General features: G+C 73.7%; 19 protein-coding genes. 7 read left to right on the forward strand and 12 right to left on the reverse strand.

The annotated features are described in order from the left end of the window. The first annotated feature begins 89 nt into the window (after positions 1-89). The 3 genes from ACFV4P_RS02300 to ACFV4P_RS02310 all read left to right on the forward strand — a co-directional run bounded on the left by ACFV4P_RS02300 (position 90) and on the right by ACFV4P_RS02310 (position 3,581). The gene (locus tag ACFV4P_RS02300) at positions 90-956 is read left to right on the forward strand and encodes a RimK family alpha-L-glutamate ligase (RefSeq protein WP_380466387.1); all 867 of its coding nucleotides are present in this window, start codon (positions 90-92) and stop codon (positions 954-956) included. Continuing rightward, a complete protein-coding gene (locus ACFV4P_RS02305) occupies positions 953-1,714 on the forward strand; it encodes a RimK family alpha-L-glutamate ligase (RefSeq protein ID WP_380466389.1) in 762 nt (253 codons plus the stop codon). The genes ACFV4P_RS02300 and ACFV4P_RS02305 overlap by 4 nt, the downstream gene beginning before the upstream one ends. A gap of 154 nt (positions 1,715-1,868) precedes the next feature. After that, positions 1,869-3,581 carry a GAF domain-containing protein gene (locus ACFV4P_RS02310; protein WP_380466391.1) on the forward strand — a complete coding sequence of 571 codons (1,713 nt, stop codon included), beginning with the start codon at positions 1,869-1,871 and terminating at the stop codon, positions 3,579-3,581. Positions 3,582-3,634: 53 nt separating this feature from the next. On the opposite strand, the gene ACFV4P_RS02315 is transcribed toward ACFV4P_RS02310, so the two are convergent. Then, on the reverse strand, positions 3,635-4,000 hold the full coding sequence (locus ACFV4P_RS02315) for a winged helix-turn-helix transcriptional regulator (protein WP_380466393.1): 366 nt from the start codon (positions 3,998-4,000) through the stop codon (positions 3,635-3,637). A gap of 100 nt (positions 4,001-4,100) precedes the next feature. Between ACFV4P_RS02315 and ACFV4P_RS02320 the strand changes: the two genes are divergently transcribed. The 3 genes from ACFV4P_RS02320 to ACFV4P_RS02330 all read left to right on the forward strand — a co-directional run bounded on the left by ACFV4P_RS02320 (position 4,101) and on the right by ACFV4P_RS02330 (position 7,013). Further along, on the forward strand, positions 4,101-5,078 hold the full coding sequence (locus ACFV4P_RS02320) for an NAD(P)-dependent oxidoreductase (RefSeq protein WP_380466395.1): 978 nt from the start codon (positions 4,101-4,103) through the stop codon (positions 5,076-5,078). Positions 5,079-5,314: 236 nt separating this feature from the next. After that, complete coding sequence (locus ACFV4P_RS02325) at positions 5,315-6,310, forward strand: NAD-dependent epimerase/dehydratase family protein (protein WP_380466397.1); 996 nt, start codon at positions 5,315-5,317, stop codon at positions 6,308-6,310. Positions 6,311-6,428: 118 nt separating this feature from the next. Continuing rightward, entirely contained in the window at positions 6,429-7,013 is a 585-nt protein-coding gene (locus tag ACFV4P_RS02330) for an exonuclease domain-containing protein (protein WP_380466399.1), read from the forward strand. Positions 7,014-7,102: 89 nt separating this feature from the next. Here the strand turns inward: ACFV4P_RS02330 and ACFV4P_RS02335 are convergent, their stop codons facing one another. The 4 genes from ACFV4P_RS02335 to ACFV4P_RS02350 form a co-directional block, all read right to left on the reverse strand. Then, positions 7,103-7,960, reverse strand: coding sequence for an amidohydrolase family protein (locus ACFV4P_RS02335; RefSeq protein ID WP_380467104.1), 858 nt, complete (start codon positions 7,958-7,960; stop codon positions 7,103-7,105). 199 nt (positions 7,961-8,159) lie between these two features. Beyond that, positions 8,160-8,627: a PaaI family thioesterase gene (locus ACFV4P_RS02340; RefSeq protein ID WP_380466401.1), complete on the reverse strand. Its 468-nt coding sequence runs from the start codon at positions 8,625-8,627 to the stop codon at positions 8,160-8,162. An 82-nt stretch (positions 8,628-8,709) separates the two neighbouring features. Further along, positions 8,710-12,399: a WGR and DUF4132 domain-containing protein gene (locus ACFV4P_RS02345; protein WP_380466403.1), complete on the reverse strand. Its 3,690-nt coding sequence runs from the start codon at positions 12,397-12,399 to the stop codon at positions 8,710-8,712. 252 nt (positions 12,400-12,651) lie between these two features. After that, positions 12,652-13,323, reverse strand: coding sequence for a response regulator (locus ACFV4P_RS02350; protein ID WP_380466405.1), 672 nt, complete (start codon positions 13,321-13,323; stop codon positions 12,652-12,654). A gap of 587 nt (positions 13,324-13,910) precedes the next feature. Here ACFV4P_RS02350 and ACFV4P_RS02355 point away from each other — a divergent pair. Further along, positions 13,911-15,794: an amino acid transporter gene (locus tag ACFV4P_RS02355; RefSeq protein WP_380467106.1), complete on the forward strand. Its 1,884-nt coding sequence runs from the start codon at positions 13,911-13,913 to the stop codon at positions 15,792-15,794. Positions 15,795-15,951: 157 nt separating this feature from the next. Here ACFV4P_RS02355 and ACFV4P_RS02360 read toward each other — a convergent pair whose 3' ends face one another. From ACFV4P_RS02360 to ACFV4P_RS02390, 7 genes are all read right to left on the reverse strand, one after another. After that, on the reverse strand, positions 15,952-16,899 hold the full coding sequence (locus tag ACFV4P_RS02360) for a DUF4232 domain-containing protein (RefSeq protein ID WP_380466407.1): 948 nt from the start codon (positions 16,897-16,899) through the stop codon (positions 15,952-15,954). 101 nt (positions 16,900-17,000) lie between these two features. Then, complete coding sequence (locus ACFV4P_RS02365; protein WP_380466409.1) at positions 17,001-17,528, reverse strand: GNAT family N-acetyltransferase; 528 nt, start codon at positions 17,526-17,528, stop codon at positions 17,001-17,003. Positions 17,529-17,611: 83 nt separating this feature from the next. Further along, complete coding sequence (locus tag ACFV4P_RS02370) at positions 17,612-18,790, reverse strand: DUF5685 family protein (RefSeq protein ID WP_380466411.1); 1,179 nt, start codon at positions 18,788-18,790, stop codon at positions 17,612-17,614. 200 nt (positions 18,791-18,990) lie between these two features. Then, positions 18,991-19,758, reverse strand: a complete 768-nt coding sequence (locus ACFV4P_RS02375) for an HAD hydrolase family protein (protein WP_380466412.1) — start codon at positions 19,756-19,758, stop codon at positions 18,991-18,993. Between the two features lie 140 nt (positions 19,759-19,898). Further along, positions 19,899-20,285: a DUF6188 family protein gene (locus ACFV4P_RS02380; RefSeq protein ID WP_380466414.1), complete on the reverse strand. Its 387-nt coding sequence runs from the start codon at positions 20,283-20,285 to the stop codon at positions 19,899-19,901. Between the two features lie 118 nt (positions 20,286-20,403). Next, positions 20,404-21,507, reverse strand: a complete 1,104-nt coding sequence (locus tag ACFV4P_RS02385) for an NUDIX domain-containing protein (protein WP_380466416.1) — start codon at positions 21,505-21,507, stop codon at positions 20,404-20,406. A 147-nt stretch (positions 21,508-21,654) separates the two neighbouring features. Continuing rightward, positions 21,655-21,831, reverse strand: coding sequence for a YegP family protein (locus tag ACFV4P_RS02390; RefSeq protein WP_380466418.1), 177 nt, complete (start codon positions 21,829-21,831; stop codon positions 21,655-21,657). Positions 21,832-22,100 lie beyond the last annotated feature (269 nt).

Raw genomic sequence — 22,100 nt, forward strand, 5'->3', positions numbered from 1 at the left:
CTTCCGTTCGAAGATCCGTGACAGGGTGGACAGATGCGAACGGCCCCACGGCACGCGCACGGGGGACAGAGGGGAATGGGTGGGCACAGATGAGGTTCTGCTTCCTGGTCGAGGAGCACTACCGCCACGACGGGATGCCGCTGGAGGTGGTCCACCATCTGCGGGCGGCCGGCCACCGGGTGGACGTACTGCGTCCCGGCGCCGAACTGCTCGACCTCGCGCGGCTGGTGAGCGGCGGCACGCACGACGCGTGGGTGCTGAAGACCGTCTCCGGCGGGCCCGGACTCGGCCTGCTGGAGTCGGCCGCGGCGGCCGGCCTGACCACCGTCAACGACGCCCGGGCGATCCGGCCGGTCCGCGACAAGGCGCAGACCGCCGTGGTCGCCGCCCTGCACGGCCTGCCGATGCCGCGCACCTGGGCCGCCGCCGACCCGGCCGCGTTCGCCGCGATACCCGAGCGGCACTACCCGCTGGTCGTCAAGCCCGCCGACGGCTCCTCCGGGCGCGCCGTCCATCTGGTCGAACGCCCTTCCCAGCTCGCCGAGTTGGGTGCCCCCGAGGCCGGCGGGCTGCTGATCGCGCAGCCGTACGTCGCCAACGACGGGCTCGACCTGAAGGTGTACTGCGCGGGCGGCGAGTTCTTCGCCACCCAGCGCACCTCGCCGCTGCACCCGCACCGGCCCGCCACCGAACGGCCCGTCCCGCTGCCGCGCGAAGTCGCCGCGCTCGCCGCCCAGGTCGGCGAGGTGTTCGGCCTCGACCTGTACGGCCTGGACGTGCTGCTCGGACCGGACGGACCCACCGTCGTCGACATCAACGACTTCCCGAGTTTCCGTCAAGTCCCGCGCGCCGTCGAGCGGGTGGCCGACGCGGTGGTCCGTCTCGCCCGTACCGGCTCGTCCTGGCCGACCCCCGGCGCCGGCTCCCTGCTCACCCCCGCCCCGGCCGCCCGATGAACGCGCTGCGCATCGCCGTGCTGGCCCGCGACCCGCACCACCCGCTGCTCGCCGCCACCCGCCGACTCCTCGCCGCCCAGGGTCACTTGACGGTCGACGCCGGGCAGCCGGCCGACCTGCTGCTGCTCAAGGCGCGTACCGCGGACGCGCTCGAACTCGCCCGCCGCTACGAGGAGTCGGGCACGCCCGTGCTCAACTCCTCGGCCGCCACCGCGTTCTGCCAGGACCGCGCCGCCATGGAACGCCAGGCCCGCAGCGCCGGCATCCCGTTCGCGGCCACCGCGGCCCGCGGCGTCCTCGGCCAACTCGCCTGGGACGGACCGGCGGTGGTCAAGAGTCGGCACAGCCGGCGCGGCGACCTGGTGGCCCGCGCCGACACCGCCGCACAGTGGCAGGAGCTCGCCGAGCGGTGGGCCGACGAGCCGGTGATCGTCCAACGGCCGGTGGCCGGCGACGGCTGGGACCGCAAACTGTGGGTCGTCGACGGGCAGCTCTTCGCCGAACAGCGCCGCTCCGAACTCCACCCCGGCGGCCCCGCCCGCCGCCCCTGGACGCCCGGCCCCGACGAACGCGCCCTCGCCCTCGCCGCCGGCCCCGCCTTCGGCCTCGACGTGTACGGCATCGACCTGCTGCCCGGCCCCGACGGACCGATCGCCGTCGACGTCAACGCCTTCCCCGGCATCCGCCACCAACCCGGCGCCCCCGAGGCACTGGCGGCCCTCGCCGTCCGCACCGCACGCTCGCCGGCCTACGCCTGACCCGCCAGGATGCCCGCCCCGCCCCCTTCTCCGCCACCGCCCTGCCCCTTACCTGCCCCTTTGTGACGCTTCCGACCACCCCGTCGGTCCACCCTCGCCGCCCGGTCTGCGAGAATCGGGCGGCGATCAAGGGCGAACGACGAGGAGGAACGCAGTGCGCGAGGAGGAACCGCGGTCGCGGCTTCCCCAGCTCCGGCTGGACGAACTGCTGGCCGAACTTCAGGCCCGGATCGACGTGGCCCGAGGCACCCGCGACCGGGTGCACAGCCTGCTCGAAGCCGTCCTCTCGGTCGGCCGAGAACTCGAACTCACCCAGGTGCTGCGCCGGATCGTCGAGGCGGCCGCCGTCCTCGCCGACGCCAAGTACGCCGCACTCGGCGTGATCGGCCCAGACGGCGACACCCTCTCGCAGTTCCTCACCGTCGGCCTGAACGAAGAGGAAATCGCGAAGATCGGCCCCTACCCGACCGGCAAGGGCCTGCTCGGCGAACTCATCCGCCGCCCCGAACCGCTGCGCCTGGACGACCTCACCCAGCACCCCGCGTCCACCGGCTGCCCCGCCCACCACCCCGAGATGCGCACCTTCCTGGGCCTGCCGGTCCGGGTCCGCGACGAGGTGTTCGGCAACATCTACCTGACCGACAAGCGCGGCGCCGCCGGGTTCGACGACGACGACGAATCGGTGATCGCCACCCTCGCCGTCGCCGCGGGCGTCGCCATCGACAACGCCCGCCTGTACGAGGAGGCGCAGCGCCGGCAGCGCTGGCTGACCGCCACCGCCGAGATCAACCGCCGCCTGCTGTCCGGCAGTTCACGCACCCAGGTGGTCGAGCTGATCGCCCAGCGGGCCTGCGACATCAGCGGCGCCAAGCAGGCCGACGTGCTCACCGTGCTGCCCGCCGGCAGCGGCCTGCACATGGAACTCTCGCTCGGCGGCGACCTCACCGGCCGGGTCGGCGCGAACGTCCCGCTGGAGGGCACCATCTCGGGCGCGGCCTGCGTGCAGGGCGCGCCGGTGACCTCCCCCCACCTCGCCGAGGACCCGCGCTTCCCCGTCCGGGCGGACCGCTACGCGGGCCTCGGCCCGGCCGTCGCGGTGCCGCTGGGCCGGGCCGAGGGCCACACCGAGGGCGTGCTGCTGCTGGTGCGGGCAAGCGGCGAACCGGAGTTCACCGAGCGCGAGATCGACCCGCTGCTGGCCTTCGCCGACCAGGCCGCGCTGGCCCTGGAACTCGCCGAACGGCGGCGCGACGCCGAGCAGTTGGCCGTCCTGGAGGACCGCGACCGGATCGCCCGCGACCTGCACGACCTGGCCATCCAGCGGCTGTTCGCGACCGGCATGACGCTGCAGAGCGCGTCCCGGTTCATCGACCACCCCGGGGCCTCGGACCGGGTGCTGCGGGCCGTCGGCGACCTGGACGAGACCATCAAGATCATCCGATCGACGATCTTCGGCCTGCGGGTCCGCGAGGCCGGCGCCGGCCAGGGCCTGCGCGCCCGCGCCGTCCACGTCGTCGAGGAGGCCCACTCGGCGCTCGGCTTCGCCCCCCGCCTCAGCATGGAGGGCCTGCTCGACACCGACGTGCCGCCCGCCGTCGCCGACCACCTGGTCGCCGTCCTCGGCGAGGCGCTCAGCAACGCCGCCCGCCACGCCAAGGCCGGCCGCGTCGAGGTCGTCCTCCAGGCCACCGGCAGCCAGGTCGCCCTCACCGTCCAGGACGACGGCGTCGGCATCCCCGCCCAGGGCCGCCGCAGCGGCCTGCGCAACCTGGAGGAACGCGCCCACGCCCTCGGGGGCTCGCTCACCGTCACCGCCCCGTCCGGCGGCGGCACCGCGCTCAACTGGACGGTTCCGCTGGGCCACTGACCGGGGCCCCGGCGGGCGAACGGACTTCAGGGCTGTCGGGGCTGTCGGGGGTGTCAGGGCTGTCGGGGCTGGGCGCGCCCGGTGCGGGACTGCCGTTCGCGGGCCCAGGCGGCCAGCGGCTGGAGCGCGTCGTTGAGGCGCAGGCCGTCCTCCGTCAGCGAGTACTCCACCCGGGGCGGCACCTCCTCGTACGAGACCCGGCGCACCACGCCGTCCGCCTCCAGCTCCCGCAGGTGCGACGCCAGCACCTTCTCCGTGACCCCCGGCAGCAGACGGCGCAACTCCCCGAAACGGCGGCACGGTTGCTCGTGCAGCGCCCACAGCACCAGCACCTTCCACTTGCCGCCGATCACCTCCATCGCGCTGTCGATCCCGCAGACGTGCCCCTCCGGCGTACCCGGCCGGTTCACCGTCGTCATCGCCCCACCACCCTTCCGACCTGCTCACTCACCCCGGGGTAAGCACCCACCGCAAAGTGCGTACTTGATCACTCCCGGGCCCTGGACCAGCCTAATCGTCATGGCACACACCGCTGTTGAGCACACTGTTACCGATCACGCTGCCGTTGAGCACACCGCTGTTGAGCACGCCCTTGTCGAGCACGCCGCCGCCGGGGTCCCCGTCGGGAAGGCCCCCGTCACGCTGCTGGGCCTCGGCGCGATGGGCACCGCGCTGGCCCGCGCCTGGCTCGCCGCCGGGCACCCGCTGACCGTCTGGAACCGCACCCCCGCCCGCGCCGAGGCCCTCGCCGCCGAAGGCGCGACCGTCGCCGCCACCGCCGCCGAGGCCGTCGCCGCGAACCCCCTGGTCGTCGTCTGCCTGCTGGACGACGCCACCGTCGGCGACGTCCTCGCCGACGTCGACCTGACCGGCCGCGACCTCGTCAACCTCACCACCGGCACCCCCGCCCAGGCCCGCGAGCGCGCCGCCTGGGCCCGGCAGCGCGGGGCCCGCTACCTCGACGGCGGCATCATGGCCGTCCCGCCGATGGTCGGCATCCCCCAGGCCGGCGGCTACGTCCTGTACAGCGGCGCACCCGACCTGTTCGAGCAGCACCGCCCCGCCCTCGCCGTCCCGCTCGCCGCCACCTGGACCGGCGAGGACCCCGGCTTCGCCGCCCTCCACGACATCGCCCTGCTCAGCGCCATGTACGGCATGTTCGCGGGCGCGGCGCACGCCTTCGCCCTGATCCGCACCGAGGACATCGACCCCACCGCCTTCGCCCCGCTGCTCGCCGACTGGCTCGCCGCCATGGCGCCCTCCGTCCACCAGACCGCCGAGCACCTCCGCACCGGCGACTACACCAAGAACGTCACTTCCCCGCTCGCCATGCAGGTCGCGGGCACCCCGACCTTCCTCGCCACCGCCGAACAGCAGGGCGTCAGCCCCGAACTTCTCGCGCCCTACTTCGAGTTGATGCGGCGTCGGCTGGGCGAGGGGAGCGGGGAGGAGGACCTCACGGGCGTGGTCGACCTGCTGCTGCGCTCGGGCGCCTGACGGCCGTGATCGTTCTCTGCTAGGTTCGCCCGCGCCGGTGCAGCGCCAATGCGGCGCCGGTGCGGTGCTGGTGCAGCGTCAATGCGGCGCAGGGCTTGCGTCGGCGGATCGTCGGAGGGGGTGAGTCCTATGGCTGCCGGGAGCGAGTTCCGTCACGTGCCCGACCGGGTCGCCGGCTGAGCCGGCTTTCGCCGCCGGCGTCCCGGACCGCCTCACACCTCCGGAGTCTTTCCACCATGCAGAGCACCACCCCCCGCCCACTGAGCCTGCTCGTGCTGGGCGGCACGCGTTTCGTTGGTCGCACCCTCGTCGAGGCCGCACTGGCCGAGGGGCACCAGGTGACGCTGTTCAACCGCGGCCGCACCGCGCCCGGTCTCTTCCCCGAGGCCGAGGTCGAGACCGTCGTCGGCGACCGCACCGCCGACCTGTCCGCGCTCCACGGCCGGCACTGGGACGCCGTGGTCGACGTCGCGGGCTATGAGCCCGAGGTGGTCCGCCGGTCGGTGACCGCCCTGGGCGGGAGCGCGGGACGGTACGTCTTCGTCTCCTCGCTGTCGGTCCTCGCCGATCAGTCCACCGTGCAGGACGAGGACGGCGAGGTGCTCGTCCTCGACGAGAACGTGCTGCCGCACCAGCTGTACGGCGCCCGCAAGGCCGCGTGCGAGCGGATCGTGCTGGACGCGTACGGCGAGCGGGCCGCCGTCGTCCGGCCCGGCATGATCGTCGGACCGTACGACACGACCGACCGGTTCCCGTACTGGCCGCGACGCTTCCGGCGCGGCGGCCGGGTGCTGCTGCCGGGCGACCCGGGCGACCCCGCCCAGTTCATCGACGTCCGCGACCTGGCGGGGTGGATCCTCGGCTGCGTCACCGCGCAGCGCGCCGGCATCCACAACGTCACCGGCCGCACCCTGCCGTTCGGCGAGTTCTTCGCCACCTGCCGGGAGCTGGTCAACCCGTCCGCGGAGCCGGTCTGGCTGAGCAGCGAGCAGCTGCTGAACGCCGGCCTCGACCCGTGGATGGGCGTCCCGATGTGGATCGCCGACCCCGCGTGCGCGGCGATCAACCGCGTCGACGTCTCGCGCGCGCTGGCCGCGGGCCTGACGCTCCGTCCGCTCGGCGAGACGATCGCCGACACCCTCGCCTGGGACACCGCCCGCGGTGGCCCGACCGCCGGCAGCGAGGGGCTCAGTGCGGCGGAAGAGGAGCGACTGCTGCGCGAACTGGCCTGACCTTGCGCCGACTTGCGGTGCGGGTCCGCGGGCGGGCCGCTCGGACCGAGCGGCCCGCCCGGGCTGCGCCCCGAAAAACCGGGTGCCGCGGCCGCCGGGTCTCCCTACGCTTCCCGCCATGGACAGCACCCGGGCCGAGCACCTCGTCAACGTCGTCGACGTCGAAGCGACGTGCTGGGACGGCTCCCCGCCGCCCGGCGCGGTCAGCGAGATCATCGAGATCGGCCTGACCGTCGTCGACCTCCACGCCGGCTCACGCGTCGCCCGCCACCGCATCCTGGTACGGCCCGCCCGCTCCCGGGTCAGTGCGTTCTGCACCGAACTGACCGGCCTCACCCAGCCCGAGGTCGACCGCGGCCTCCCCTTCGCCGCCGCCTGCCGCCTGCTGGCGACCGAACACCACGCCGGCACCCGCCCATGGACCAGCTGGGGCGACTACGACCGCCACCAGTTCACCCGCCAGTGCCGGGCCACCCGCACCCCCTACCCCTTCGGCCGCCACCACACCAACGCCAAAGCCGTCTTCACCGACGCCCACGGCCTCCGCAAGCGCCCCGGCATGGCCCAGGCCCTCGACATCGCCGGCCTCCCGCTCGAAGGCCGCCACCACCGCGGCGAGGACGACGCCTGGAACATCGCCGCCCTCGTCCTCGACCTCGCCGCCCTCCACACCTGGCCGCCCGCCGACGAACACCCGGCCTGACGCCTGCCTTCGCCGGCGGCCAGGAAGGCGGGGTGGTCGTCGGGAAGCGGTGGTGGTGGCTGAGGTCGGCCCTGTGGGGGTTGGGGCGGTCAGAGGGTGAAGAGCTTTGCGGCGTTGTCGTGGCAGACCGCCCGGAGCCAGTCGGGTCCGAGGTTCAGGCGTTCCAGGGCTTGGAGTTGGTGCAGGTAGGGGTAGGGGATGTTGGGGAAGTCGGTGCCGAGCAGGATGCGGTCGCCGAGGTCGGCGAGGCGGGGGAGGGCGGGCCGGGGGAAGGGCATGAAGCTCTCGGTGAAGTCGGTGAACGCCATGGTGGTGTCGAGGTGGACCTGCGGGTAGCGTTCGGCGAGGTCGAGGAACGCCTCGTACTCGGGCATGCCCAAGTGGGCGACGATCAGCCGGAGTTGTGGGTGCTGGGCGAGCACCCGGGCGGCCGACTCGGGGCCGGTGAAACGGCCGGGGGCCGGGCCGGAGCCGCAGTGCATCACGACCGGGACGCCGGCCTCCGCCAACATGCCCCACGCCGAACGGAGTTGCTCGTCCGCCGGGTCGTAGTCGCCGACCTGCACGTGCGCCTTGAAGACCCGGGCGCCGGCGTCGAGGGCTTCGCGGACGTACTCGCCGGTGTCGGGTTCGGGGTAGAGGGTGGCGGTGTGCAGGCAGTCCGGGGTGCGGCGGGCGAAGTCGACGGCCCAGTCGTTCAGCCAACGGGCCATGCCCGGCTTGTGCGGGTAGAGCATCGAGGTGAACGCCCGGACGCCGAACTCCCGTAGCACGGAGGTTCGTTCGGCCTCCTCGGCGCGGTAGGTGATCGGCCAGGCCAGGCCGCCGACCAGCGGCCCGTTGGCGTCGAAGTACGCCCAGACCTTGCGCAGTACCTGTTCCGGCATGAAGTGGGTGTGGACGTCGATCAGGCCGGGCAGCCCGAGCCCGCCCCAGAACCGCCGCACCTCCTCGGCCTCGGCGCGGAACGCCTCGCTGGGGGCCTCGTTCGAAACCGCGCCCGGTGCCTCGTTCGGTGCCGCGCCCGGCGCGTCGTTCGGTGCCGCGACCTGCGCGTCGCCGAGCGGCTCGGCAGGGTGCGGCTCGTGGGGTGAACTCACGTGAACGGCCTCTCTCTTGAACGGCGGCGGTCGGTTTGCGGAGGGGTCACTGCGCGGCGGCGTCCAGGCGGATCAGTGTCTGCTGGCCGGTCGCGACGAGCCGGCGCGTGCCGTCGCCCTCGCGGACGCCGTAGACCTCCAGTTGGCACACCGTCAGCGTCCGGCCGGACCGCACGACGACGCCGATCGCCTCCAGGTGGTCGCCGAGGGCCGGCGCGAGCAGGTTGATCTTGTACTCGACGGTGAGGACCTCGCTGCCCTCCGGGAACACCGTCAGCGCCGCGTAGCCGCCCGCGGTGTCGGCGATCGCGCCGGTCGCCCCGGCGTGGACACAGCCGTGCTGCTGGGACACCTCCGGACGGGAGGGCAGCGCGAGGTGGACGCGGCCGGGGCCGATGTGGGTGATCCGGGCACCCAGGTGGGACAACAGGCCCTGCCGGTCGAAGCTCGCCCGGATGCGTTCGCACACCGCGGCGCTCGCGACCTCCAGCCCGGCCGTCCGGTCCTCGTCCACGCTCGCGCTCCCCTCGGTCGGTTTCCGCCGACAGTGATCATTCTCTGTCGGCGACCTGCGTCGAGGCCAGAGCCGGGAGCGATCAGTCCGCCGTCAGCTCCTCCAGGTCGGCGAGGAGTTCGGAGGCCGTGACGGCGTCCAGGTCCGCGAACTGCTCGTGGTGGCCGCGGCCCGGCCAGTAGTCGTGCGCCCGAGTGTCCAGCCACACCGTGCCGAAGGTCTGCTCCGGGAACTCCGTCACCACACCGACCCAGATGCCCGGTTCGAGGGCGATCACCAGCTGCCGGCCGTTCGGCAGCGGCTTGTGGAACCAACGCTCCACCCCCGCGTCCTCGGGCGTGCCGCGCTGCCAGCCGTGCTTGGTCAGGCTCAGCAGGCGGCCCACCGGCACCTTCGCCCCCTCGAAACGGTGCAGCCGGTGCCCCGCCGCCTCCTCCGCCGTCAACGCGGCCGTCGGCCGGTCGAGCTGACGGAACGGCTGCAGCAGCCCGTGGCCCGCGAACAGCTCCGCCCAGGCCGCAAGGTCATCGCCGAGGCGCAACGGGTGCACGAGACGGACGACGGCGTCGTCGGGGAGGGCGAACGCGTTGTCGTGAACGTCCGCGAAGCCGCGGTCCCCGACGACACGGAAAGCGGTTTCCGCCGTGCTCCAGACGAACCGCTGCACCAGGTGCCGGAGCAGCGGATGCCCGACCAGCAGAGTCCGGAACTCGGCCGCCGTCCACGCCCGCTCGGCGACCATCGCGGCCTCAAGGCGGTGGATCTGGTCCGAAGCCAGCGCCCGGACCTCCTTCTTCAACGCGGAGAAACGTTTGCGCTCGGCCACCGCGAGCTCCGGATCGTCCGCGGCGCCCGGCACCGGAAGATCCTTGCGGCGCTTGCCGTCCGCGTCCAGCACGAACGGCCGCAACTGCTCGTCGAAGCCGACCGTGAACGTCCGGGCGCCGTAGTCGACGACCGTGGTGCCGTCCGCGTCCAGGCCGAGCTCGGGCACCAGCCGGTCCGCGAGCTGCTCGCCCGTCAGGCCCAGCGCCTCCGCGATCTCCGCGACCTTCTCCTGCGCCCGCACCTTCAACGCCTTGAACTTCACCCGCTGCGCAATGCCCTGCAACTGCATCAGCGCGACGTCACTGCCGATCGCCGCCAGCACCTCCAGGCCCTCCACCGCCCGGTGGTGCGCACCCGCGCCCGGCCACTCCCGCAACACCGGCGCCAGCCGGCGCGCCGTCCCGTCGTCGCCCCACTCGCCCAGCACGAACAGCGCCCAACTGTCCGCCGCAGGCATCCCCGCCTGCCGCCACTCCTCGAACAACGCCCACCCGAACTCCGCCGCCGATTCCGGCCGCAGCAGCTCCGCCACCAGCGGCAGACCCGGATACGGGTCACGCAGCTTCGACAGCGCCATCATCGTGACCACCTGCCGCACCGCCGACCGCGGCAACGCCTCGCCCGACCGCAGCACCAACTGCGGCAACGCACCGAGCGGCAGCCAGTCCGGGAACTCCGGCATCCGCGCGGGCAGCGCGTTGACCAGCGGATCCGCGGTCAACGCCGCCGTCACCACGGCCGCCACCGCCTCGCCGAAACGGTCCCGCACCGCATCCAGCAGCACGCCCGCGCCCTGCTGCGCCGCGACCAGCCGCAGCGCGTTCTCCGCGGCCTGCCGGGCCCGCCCGGCCTTGCCGACCGCGCTCGGCACCAGCAGCAGCGCACCCGCCACACCGTGCCGCGCGAACCACGAACGAGCCGACGCCCGCTGCGACTTGAGACGCACCAGGGCATCCGCCATCACCCCCGCGACAGTGGCGTCACGGAACGGCAGCAGCAGCGGCACCACATGCCCGGGCTGCGCCGCCGCCCCCGCGTGCAGCAACGGCAACGCGTCCAGACCGAACCGGGCGACCACCGGCCGCAGGGACTCCGCCGCGTTCCAGTACTCGCCCGGCCGCCACTCGGCCAGGTACGGGCGGGCGATCTCGACCGGACCGTGCACCAGCAGCTCCGCGCCGTACCAGAGGCCGCCGGCGCCCCGCAGCCGGATCTCCATCTCGGCGGCCCAGTCGTAGTCCGGGCCGAACGTCCACGGGGACTTCCTGCCGACGCTCCAACTCTCCAACTCGCCAGGAAGCCAGACGAGTTCGGGTTCGTCCTCGACGGCGACGCCGGTCAGCACCTGCGCCTTGCGGGCGGGGCGCGGACGCGTCCACGGCGGTGCGGCGAGCAGCCCGGGGAGCGCGGACGCCGCCGCCTCCGGGAGTTGCTGACGCGGGTCGACCAGCGAGCCGACGAACTCGGCGGTGTCGGCGTCGAGTCGGGCCAGCACCTCGGGCAACTGCGCACGGAGCATGCCGAGTTGGCTCACCAGCAACTGCCGTGCACTCGCGGCCTCCGCGCCGACCCGCTGCCGCGCGAACTCCGCCAACAACCGCACCGCACGCACCGGGAAGCGCCGCATCGCGCGCAGCAGAGCGGGCCGGACATGCCGGACGGCGATCCGGTCGAGCAGCACCCGGAACGCCTCGTCACCGGGGAACTCGGCGATCAGCAACGCCAGTTCACGGACCCGGTCGTTGTCGTACTGGGCCCCCAGGGCGTGCCCGAACAGCGGCACGCACGCCATGCCCACCCCGTCCGCGAGGGTGGCCAACTGGACCGGCGTCCACTCGGTCCAGGCCCGCACCCGGTGCTGCCGGAGCAGGTCGACCTGCGCGGCCGTGCCCACCGAGTGCAGCAGCAGGGAACGGTGCAGATCGCTGTCCTGACGGTATTTCCGCGGGTCGGCCAGGCACTCGTCCACCCAGCCCGGCACCTCCGGCGCGAGGAACGCCGTCACCACCTGGCGCGCCCACGTCGTCCGGATCGACGCCAACTCGGCCAGCACGGAACGGTATTCGTCCTCCTCGGCCGACGCCAGCGCCCGCCGCACGCCCTGCGCGAGACCGAACGCGAACTCCGCCGCGCGCGGGTCCCGGTAGTTCGGGCCGTCCGTGACCAGGGCGGCCCGGTACGGGCTCGGGCGGGCAGCGCCCTCGTCGAACTCGAAGGCGGTCACCGTGGCGCGGGCCGCGAAACCCAGGCCGAAGCGGGCGATCCAGGAGTCCAGCACCTCCTGGAAGCCGCCCTTCTGCCAGGTCTCGCGCAGCATCGCCGCGACCGTCGCCGCCCCGATCGCGTCCGGCATCCCCGCCAGATGCGCCCGGGCGGCCCGCACCAGGCGCGCCTCCGAATGGGAGCCCGCGAGCACCTCCTCGATCCGGGTCTCGTTCTTCGCGATCCGCAGCGACTCCCGCTCCGCGGCGGCCGCCACGTCCACCACCGGCCGGGGCGGCCCGACCGGCACGCCGCCACCGCGGCGCGGCACCACCAGCGGGTGCCAGGACGTCGGCAGCACGAAGGCGTCCTCGTCCGGGAGTTCGGCGAACTCGGCGTCGTCGGTCTCCTCGGGGTTCCCGGCGAGGGGCTCCACGGTGGGCTCCACGGCGGGCGCGACGGCGGGCCGGACGGCGGGCTCGACGCTGGGCGCGACGGAGGCTTCGAGGGCGGGCCCGGCCGGCGGGGCGTCGGCGGCGGAGGCCTCGCGGTAGCCCTTGCGCTCCTTCTCGGCGATCAGCTTCGCGAGGTGCGCCTCCGCGGCGGCCGGGTCCGCAAGGTCCTTCGCCTGGACGCGTCCCGCGGTGCCGATCCGGCCGTAGCGGACCTGCACGGACGCGCCGTCGGCCACCGCCTCCCAGAACTTCGCCGAACCGTCGCCGACCAGCTCCCAGCGCCGCACTGCCCCTCCAGAAACCCGATGAATCCGTGCGGCCGCCATGATCGTCCGGCCACTCGGAGGGAACCCTAACGATCACCTCCGACACCACCGCCCGATCCCGGGACGGCCCGTGACCAGGCCTCCGGCATCGGACCCCCCCGCGATCAAACCCCTCCGCGATCAGACCCCCGCGATCGGATCTCCGGAAGCACACCTCGTGATCACACCTCGTGATGACGCCCCGCGATCACGCCCCGCGATCACGCCCCCGGGTCAGGCGCTGCGCTCCGCGTGTGCGGCCATCGTCTGGGTGGCGATCACCGCGGCCTGCACCCGGCGCTCCACGCCGAGCTTGGCCAGCAGCCGGGAGATGTGGTTCTTGACGGTCTTCTCGGCGAGGAACACCCGCTCGCCGATCTGCCGGTTGGTCAGGCCCTCACCGATCAGCGCCAGGATCTCGCGCTCCCGCTCGGTCAGGTTCGGGAAGTCGGGGGCGGGCGCCGTGGCCTCGCCGCGCAGGCGGGCCATCAGCCGGGTCGCCGCGCCCGGGTCGAGCATCGACTGCCCGGAGGCGACGGTGCGGATGGCCGTCACCAGGTCGGTGCCGCTGATCTGCTTGAGCACGTAGCCGGCCGCGCCCGCCATGATCGAGTCGAGCAGCGCCTCCTCGTCGTCGAACGAGGTGAGCATCAGGCAGGCGAGTTGCGGCATCCGTGAACGCAACTCCCGGCACACCGAGACGCCGTCGCCGTCGGGCAGCCGCATGTCGAGCACCGCGACGTCCGGGCGCAGCGCGGGCACCCGGGCCAGGGCCTGTTCGACCGTGCCGGCCTCGCCGACGACCTCCAGGTCGGGCTCGGAGTCCAGGAGGTCGTGCACCCCGCGACGGACCACCTCGTGGTCGTCCAGCAGGAACACCCTGATCGGTGCCGAACCCTCGGACATGGCAGCAACTCCTCCTTGCGCGACCGCGGAGCCCGGACCGGCGTCCGGGCGCAGACGCCCTGCAGTCTGCCCCACCGTACCCGCCGCCCGATCGGGCCCACCCCGCCCGACCGTCCCCGGAAAGGGACCGGTCGGCCCTTGACAGCGAACGGCCGGACGTGCTCGAACGGTCGTCCCGGGCCGACGGTGGACGGCGAGGTGGAGGGCGAGGTGGAGGGCGACGGTGGGAGGCGGCGTGGGGGCCGGAGGCGGGAGGCGGTAGAGGCGGCGTGGAGGCGGCGTGGAGGCCCGGCGGTGGATGGCGGGACGGTAGGCAAATGGCGCGCCAAGGCGGTCTCAACGGGACGTCAAGCCCCCGGGACCGGTGCCGACCTGCGCAGATGGGGGACGTTACGCTCCAGCCTGCCCCGGACGGCGGCGGACGTGACCTACATTGACGTGGGAGTCCGCCCGGTGGGCCGGAGCATCCGGCGGCCCGGGGCTCCCGACCTCGCGACAGGAGCAGCACAGTGGTCGATTCCGCCGCCGCGGACACCGGCTCGGCGCGGGAGCGTCTGCGGGCCTGGCTGCTGGAAGGCCTGTCGGACATGGCCAAGCAGCACCCCGGCCCGCACGCCCAGGCCATCGACCAGCAGCACGGGCAGCGCTGGTGGCGGGTGATGTGCCTGACCGGCCTGGACTACTTCTCCACCCTCGGCTACCAGCCCGGCATCGCCGCGCTCGCCGCCGGACTGCTCTCCCCGATCGCCACCATCGTGCTGGTCGCCGTCACCCTGCTCGGCGCACTGCCCGTGTACCGCCGGGTCGCGCAGGAGAGCCCGCACGGTGAAGGCTCGATCGCCATGCTCGAACGACTGCTGTCGTTCTGGAAGGGCAAACTGTTCGTTCTTGCCCTGCTCGGTTTCGCCGCGACCGACTTCGTGATCACCATCACGCTGTCCGCCGCCGACGCCACCGCCCACCTGGTCGAGAACCCGCACCTGAACAGCCTGCTCAGCGGCCACCAGGTCCTGATCACCCTGCTGCTGGTCGCGCTGCTCGGCGGCGTCTTCCTGAAGGGCTTCAGCGAGGCCATCGGCATGGCGGTCGTGCTGGTCGCGGTCTATCTGACGCTGAACGTGGTGGTCGTCGCGGTCGGCCTGTGGCACGTCCTGACCGCCCCGTCCGTCATCACCGACTGGACGCACGCCCTCAGCATGGAGCACGGCAACCCGATCGTGATGGTCGGCGTCGCCCTGGTGGTCTTCCCCAAACTCGCGCTCGGCCTGTCCGGCTTCGAGACCGGCGTCGCCGTGATGCCGCACATCAAGGGCGACCCCGACGACACCGAGGAGCGCCCCACCGGACGCATCCGCGGCGCCCGCAAGCTGCTCACCACCGCCGCCGTGATCATGAGCTGCTTCCTGATCACCACCAGCTTCATCACCACGCTGCTGATCCCCGCCGACGACTTCAAGGCCGGCGGCCCCGCGAACGGCCGCGCCCTCGCGTACCTGGCGCACCACTACCTGGGCAACGCCTTCGGCTCGATCTACGACCTGTCGACCATCGCCATCCTGTGGTTCGCCGGCGCCTCCGCGATGGCGGGCCTGCTCAACCTGATGCCCCGCTACCTGCCGCGCTACGGCATGGCTCCGCACTGGGCGCGGGCGGTGCGGCCGATGGTGCTGGTGCTCACCGCGATCGCCTTCCTGATCACCTGGCTGTTCGACGCCAACGTCGACAAGCAGGGCGGCGCGTACGCCACCGGCGTGCTGGTGCTGATCACCTCCGCGGCGATCGCCGTCACCATCGCCGCGCACGCCGCCCGGCAGCGCAACTGGACCATCGGCTTCGCGATCATCGCCGCGGTGTTCGTCTACACCACCATCATCAACATCGCCGAACGCCCCGACGGCGTGAAGATCGGCGCCTGCTTCATCGCCGGCATCGTGCTGGTCTCGCTCGCCTCCCGGCTCGCCCGCTCCTTCGAACTGCGCGTCACCGACGTGCAGTTGGACGAGGTCGCGGAACGCTTCGTGCGGGACACCGCACATCGCACGATCCGCCTCATCGCCAGCGAGCCGAAGGGCCGCGACCTCGCCGAGTACCGCGACAAGGTGCACCAGATCCGCGCCGACAACGACATCCCGGTCGAGGACGACCTGGTCTTCGTCGAGGTCACGGTGCTCGACCCGTCCGACTTCGAGGCCGAGTTGAAGGTCCGCGGCGAGGTGCTGCACGACCGCTACCGGGTGCTGACGCTCGAACACTCCTCCGTGCCGAACGCGCTCGCCGCGATGCTGCTGCACGTGCGCGACACCACCGGCCAGCTCCCGCACATCTACTTCGAGTGGACCGAGGGCAGCCCGTTCGCCCAGTTCCTGCGGTTCTTCCTGTTCGGCCAGGGCGAGGTCGCGCCCGTCACCCGCGAGGTGCTGCGCGAGGCCGAGCCCGACCGGGGGCGGCGGCCACGGGTGCACGTCGGCTGACGGGTGCGGGGCGGCGGCGGGGTGGTCGGTGCGTGGCGGTGGCGGTGGCGGTGGGGGGTCGGTCGGGTGCGGGCCGGAGGTGGGTGGGGAAAGCGCTTTCCGCACCCGCCCCGGATCGCGGAAAGCGTTTTCCGTTTGGGTGGCTGAGTGGGATCGTTCAGGAACGAGCGTTCTCGATCGTCCATGCGCCCACGCCGATTTTGCCGGTGGTGCCGAGGTCCAGCTCCGGCGTCACCATCACCGGGGCCGCGTCCGGCGTCGCCCGCACCCGCAGGTACGGGGCGTTCACCGGGTCCGACGTCGCGTCATTGGTGTTGCGCCACACCACCGTGGACCGCGCCCCCTCGCCGGTGCCGAGCACGATACGCTGCGGCGGCGCGTCCGCCCCGGTGCCGGTGGCGATCGCCGCGCCGCCCTTCAGTACCTGCAGCGGGTCCACCGGCCGGTGCTGCTCGTCCAGCACCTGCACCTGCGGGTAGCCGTCCACCGTCACCGGTGACGTCCCGCAGTTCACCAGGTGCAGCCCCACTACCCGCAGGCCCATCGCCGCATCGCCCTGATCCGCGTACAACCGCACCCCCGACGCCGGGCACGGCCCGCCCTGCGACGGCGCCTCGGCCGTCGGCACGCTGCGCACCCGGGTGATCCGCACCGCCGGCACGAGCGGCGCCCCGGGTGTCGCGGTGCGGCCCGTCTCGACCCGCCCCCGGACGGTCGCGCCGGGCGCGACCGCCGTCAGCGTGCCGGTCGGGTTGCTGCCGAATTGATCGCCGACACCCGTCCACCCGAACAGCACCGACACATCGACGGCCTCGCCGCCCGAGTTGGTCATCTCGAACTCCGCGCAGGCGTCGTTCACCGCGACGATCCGCACGCCGTCCCGCACCCACCCCTCCGGCGGCGCCGTCGGCGCCACCCCGCACGGCCCGGCGCTCACCGACGGCGACGCGGAACCGCCACTGCCGGCCGTCACCGTCCCGCACCCCGCGAGCAGCACGGCGGCGGCGGTGAGGGCGGTGGTGGCGAGCACGGGCCGGGCGACGGCGGAAGCGGGGACGGGGACGGGGACGGAGGCGGAGACGGAGGCGGAGGCGGGGGTAGGCATCCGACGAGTCGATCACGCCACCGGCCCGCCGGTCCGTGATCCGGGTCACACTGCGCGCAACAGCCATGCAACGGCCGCCGGTTCACGGCCCCCGGCGCGGATCACATCGGCAACGAGTGCAGGCGGACCGGCCCGTCGGGCCAGCCGGCTCCGGGAGCCAGGGGCTTCCACATGGCGCCGAGCGGGACGGGCGTCGGGCCGTCGGGCTGATCGGCCGTCACCGGGTCGGGGAGCGGGAACCAGCCGAGGCGGGTGTAGAGCGGGGCACGGTCCGGGAGGCAGAAGAGGAGGGCCCGGTCGAGGCCGTCGGCGCGGGCCGCGTCGAGCGCGCCGGCGACGGCGAGCCGGGCCAGGCCGCGACCGCGCAGGGCGGGGTCGACGATGACGCCGCCGATGCCGACCACGTCGAAGCGCTGCCCGCCGACCTCCACCGGCGCCACCGCCGATCCGGCGTGCGCGACCACCCGGCCTTCGTGCCACACGCCGAAGTGCCGGTCCTTGGGTCGCCACGTCACGGCCAACGACGCCGCCTCGAACGGGTCGTCGCTCCCGCCGCCCAGCGCCCGGGTCTCCGGCCAGCCCCAGTCGGCGAGTTCGGTCGCGGCCGTGAACTCCTGGATGTCGCCCATCAGTTGCCCTCTCGTGTTGCGCTTTTCGTCGGGAACGAGCGGTCGTCGGCCACGAGAAGTCGTACGTCACGAGCAGTCGTCGGTCACGAGCAGTCGCATCCGCAGTCGCAACTGCTGCAGCAGCCGTCGTCGCAGGAGCCGCAGCAGTTGCAGCAGTCCGGGTCGCAGCCGTTGCAGCAGTCGCAACAGGAGTCGCAGTTGCGCTGGCAGAACCCCTTGCGGCGATCCCGGGAGAACGGGTGGTCGTGCTCGCAGCACAGCAACTGGCACGTGCAGGCCATCGTCAGCCAGACCGCGCAGCCCGCGACCGCGTCCCGGCGCGGCTTCTGCGGGCCGGGCGGCGGCAGGTGGGGCTCGGCCGGTGCGTCGGGGTCGGTGCCGGGCGGGGCGGCGCTCGCGCAGGCGTGGCCGGGGCGGCCGAAGACCCGGTCGACGGCCGCGCCGGTCTCGTGCGCCAGCAGCCGGTGCACCAGCACGCGGTCGGTGAACTCGACTTCCGCCAGGGCGAGTCGGATGCCGTGCACGGCGTCCCGGCACAGGCGCTGCGCCTCCTGCTGGGAGGTGTTCGAGACGGTCAGCGGGTTCCACAGGCCCTGCGCCTCGTCCTGCTGCCGGTCCTCGGCGGCGTCCAGCAGGTGCGCCAGCCGTCCGAACAGCCGGCCCGCCTCGGCGAGGGCCGTCGCGTTGCCCGGACGGCCCGCCAGCACGGCCGTGTGCGCGAACGCTGCCGCCGTCGCCTCCTCGGTCGGCGCGGTCGCCAGCAGCAGCGGTCCGCCGGCCGTCACCAGCCGCTCCGCCTCCTCCTGCCGCCCGGCCGCGGCCAGCAGCACCCCGGTGTCGAAGCCGACGGCCGCCGCGCTGCCCGTGCTCTGCCGCTCCCAGCGGCGGGTTATTCGCCGCGCCCCCGCCGCGACCGACCGGCGCGCGAACACCCCGTCGCCGTCCAGCACATGGTCACGGACCTTCACCGACGCCAACGCCAGCGAGACCGCCGCCGCCAGCCGCGCCCCCTCGCCGCGCGCCACCGGCGCCGTCCGCATCCCGCGCAACGGGCACGGGCCCGCCGTCCGGCGGTCGGCGGCGCGCGGCGACTGCGCCTCGACCAGCACCGAGATCACCAGGCCGTCGTAATTGGTCGCCGTCCGCGCCAACTGCCCGTGATCGTCCCGCAGCGCCAGGCACAACCCGCACAGGTGCGCCAGCCAGGACGCGTGCAGCCGCTCCGACAACCGGTGCCGGCACGGCCTGATGATCCCGAACATGTCCCCGCCCCCTCCGGGCCCCAGGCCCCCGACCTGCCGTCATCCTAGTGACGCGCCCCCGCCCCCCGGGGTTCCGGCCCCACGGCCGGTCCCACGACCGGTCCCACGACCGGCTGCCGGGCGCGCTCCGGTCGGCCCGCCGGGCGTGCACCGCTCAGGCGCCGTCGGTGCGCTTCGCTCGGGCGGTCGGCGTGCTCCGGTCAGGCGGTCGGGGCGGCGGCGAGGCGGAGGATCTCGGCGGCGACGGACTCCGGGTCGGGGGCGACCGTGACGGCGGCGACGGGTGCGAGGGCGGGGTGGGGGCCGACGCGGACGGCGTGGTGGGCGTGGCGGAGGAGGGTGAGGTCGTTGATGTCGTTGCCGAAGGCGTTGTAGCGGGTGATGCCGAGGGAGGCGAGGGCCTCGTACTTGTCGGTGGTGCCGGGGGCGAAGTCGATGATCGCCTCGTCGACGTGGTGGTTGACGGCGATGCCGCGGGCGCGGCAGGACGCGGCCAGGGCGAACAGGTCGGTCGCGGAGACCACCAGGAGCTTGACCACGGCGGAGAGTTCGGTGAGCTGGACGCGGCGGGCCACCCGGCTCTGGTCGACGCGAGTGAGGATCGGGTGGTCCTCGGGGCCGGTGTAGGCATAGTCCCACGGGCCGTCGGCGAGGTAGCCGGCCCGGAACCGTCCGGCCTCGTCCAGCAGTTCGGCGAGGTCCTTGGGCTTGAACGCGGCCCGCATCCGGACCCGCCCGCCGACCGAGACCAGGCTGCCGTTGCCGCCGATCAGCGTCGCGCTGGGGAACGCGCCCTCCAGCACCGGCAGGAGGTCGCGGATCGGTCGGGCGGAGGCGAAGACCAGTTCGTGGCCGGCCCGTTCGCAGGCGTCGAGGGCGGAGAGGATGCGGGGATCGATCGTCCTTCCGTCGAAGCAGAGCGTGCCGTCGATGTCGAAGACGGTGGTGGGGGCGGAAAAGATGATCATCGTGGGAGCGTAACGAGCCGCACGGCGGGCCCGATCTCCACCCCCGACCTCCACCCCCGCCCGCCACCTGCTCAGGCGGTAGGCGCGCCCCTGCTCAGGCGGCAGGCCCGCCCGTGCTCAGGCGGCAGGCCCGCCCGTGCTCAGGCGGCAGGCCCGCCGTCCGGCCCGCCGGTGAAGAGCAGGCCGGCGGGGGAGGCCAGCTGCCACGGGTGGACCGGCCCGCCGGGGCCCGGGTCGGGGGCGACGGCCAGGGTGTGGCCGGTGTCGAAGGCGAGCCGCAGGCCCCCGGCGGCGGTGACGGTCGCGGCGGTGACGGTGGCCTCCGACAGCGCGCCGAGCGCACCGGACGGGGCGACGCCGAGCGCGGGGTAGAAGTGGTCGACCTCCGCGCCCCGCAGCAGCCGGAAGTCGTTGCGGACCGTCAGCCGCAGCCCGCCGTCGAGGTGCAGCACCAGCCGGTCGCCGCCGCCCAGCCCCCGCACCGCGCACCCGTCCAGGCCCAGCCCGGTCCCCGTCACTCGTTCCATCGGTACTCCCTGCCCGCGCTCGCCGATCCTGTCGCCGACCTGCTGTCGCTCGTGTCGCCGACCTGCCGTCGACCTGCCGCCACTCCTGCCGCTGATCCTGCCCGCAGCGGGGCCCCGGCTACCCGCGCGACCCGCCGGGGTCGGCGACCGGCGGCGAACCGGACTGCGGCACGCCGTTCACCAGCTCGGCCGGCCCCGCGCCGGGCGGCAGCGCGCGGACGGCCAGGCAGGCGGCGAGCCGCCCGGCGCCGGACGGGGGCAGCAGCCGCCGCGCCTCCTCGGGCTCGAACAGTCCCCACTCGGAGAGCTCCTCCTCCTGCAGCCGGACCGTCGCCAGCAGCTCCGACGTCACCGTCCCGCCGTCGAACACCAGGACGGTGCGCGGGAGTTGACCGTCCACGCCGGGCATCCAGTCGATCGCCAGCAGCCGGCCCGGCTCGCAGTCCCAGCCGAGCTCCTCCCGGGTCTCCCGCCGCGCGGCCTCCCGCGGCAGCTCGCGGTCCGCCTCGATCGACCCGCCCGGCAGCACCCACGGCGACTCGCCGTTCCACGGTGCCAGCCGCACCAGCAGCACCCGGCCGCGCCCGTCCGTGAACAGCGTCCGCGCCTTCGCCCGGATCCGCGGACGGCTCGCGAGGTACGTCTCCCGGTCCATCGGCGGCGGCGGTGCGACCCGGTCGCCGCCCGGCGGCAGCAGGTCGGCGATCCCGGCCGGGCCGGTGTACGCGGGGGCCGGCCACGGCCGCAGGTGCCGGGCCGTGTGGCCGACCGGCAGGCCGTCCGCGAGCTCCAGCGGCGCGGCCGACCGCGGCGCCAGCACACAGGACCCGACCCGCCGCGACAGCAGCGGCGGCAACGCCGACATCAGCTGATCGGGCGTCAGGTACACCAGTGCGTCCAACTCCTCCGCCTCCAGCCGGATCGCCGCCCGCTGCTCCGCCGTCAGCGGATCGGCCCAGTACAGGAACGCCGCGATGGGCGGCCGGTGGCGGTCGCGGGACCAGTCCAGGCAGGCGAGTTCGCGCAGCACCGGGGTGATGCCCAACTCCTCCTGGATCTCCCGGACGGCCGTGTGCCGGGGCGACGGGTCGGACGCGTCCCAGCCGCCGCCCAGCACCTCCATCGGATGCTTCGCCAGGTACGACACCCGCGCCACCAGCACCCGGCCCTGCTCGTCGGGGAACAGCACCCCCGCCGCCGCCAGCAGTTCACGCCCCGCCATCGCCAACCCCCTCGCCCGGTCCGCCCCGTCCCTCCCCAGCATGCCTTGGCGCCGGGCGCGGCAACCGTCACGGCGACGAGCCTGTGACAACCCGTCGGGTCGGTCACAGACTCGTCGCCGCAGCCCCGTGCGGGGGGCCGGTGTGCCTCAGGCCTCCTGGAGCTGCGCGTACGGTGCGAGCTTCCGGATCGACTCGATGCTCTTCAGGCACTGCTCGCGGGACTCCTCCGGTTCTCCGGTCACCACGATCGCGCCGTTGGCCGCCTTCAGGCGGAAGCGGTGATTGCCCATCTCGTCCATGTACAGCTCGAACTTGCCAGCCATGCCAGTGAAACCTCTCGCTAGGTCAGGCCCCCGCTACCGCACCGTAGAGTCAAATCCCTTGTACGGCACGTCAGATGACCCATCCGAGTGGAAGGCGTAGGGGAGAGGTGCGGCTGACGACAGATGGCTTTGGGCGGGCGTTGGGGATCTTGTGGGGAAAACGCCGCGATGGGGGATCCACGGGAAGGCCGAAGGGGTGGCGAGCTGGCTGCCACCCCCACCGCCCTCCCCCCCCTCCAATAAAAAAACAAAAAAAACACCACCACCAT

The sequence above is a fragment of the Kitasatospora sp. NPDC059795 genome, assembly GCF_042732175.1.
Taxonomy (GTDB): domain Bacteria; phylum Actinomycetota; class Actinomycetes; order Streptomycetales; family Streptomycetaceae; genus Kitasatospora.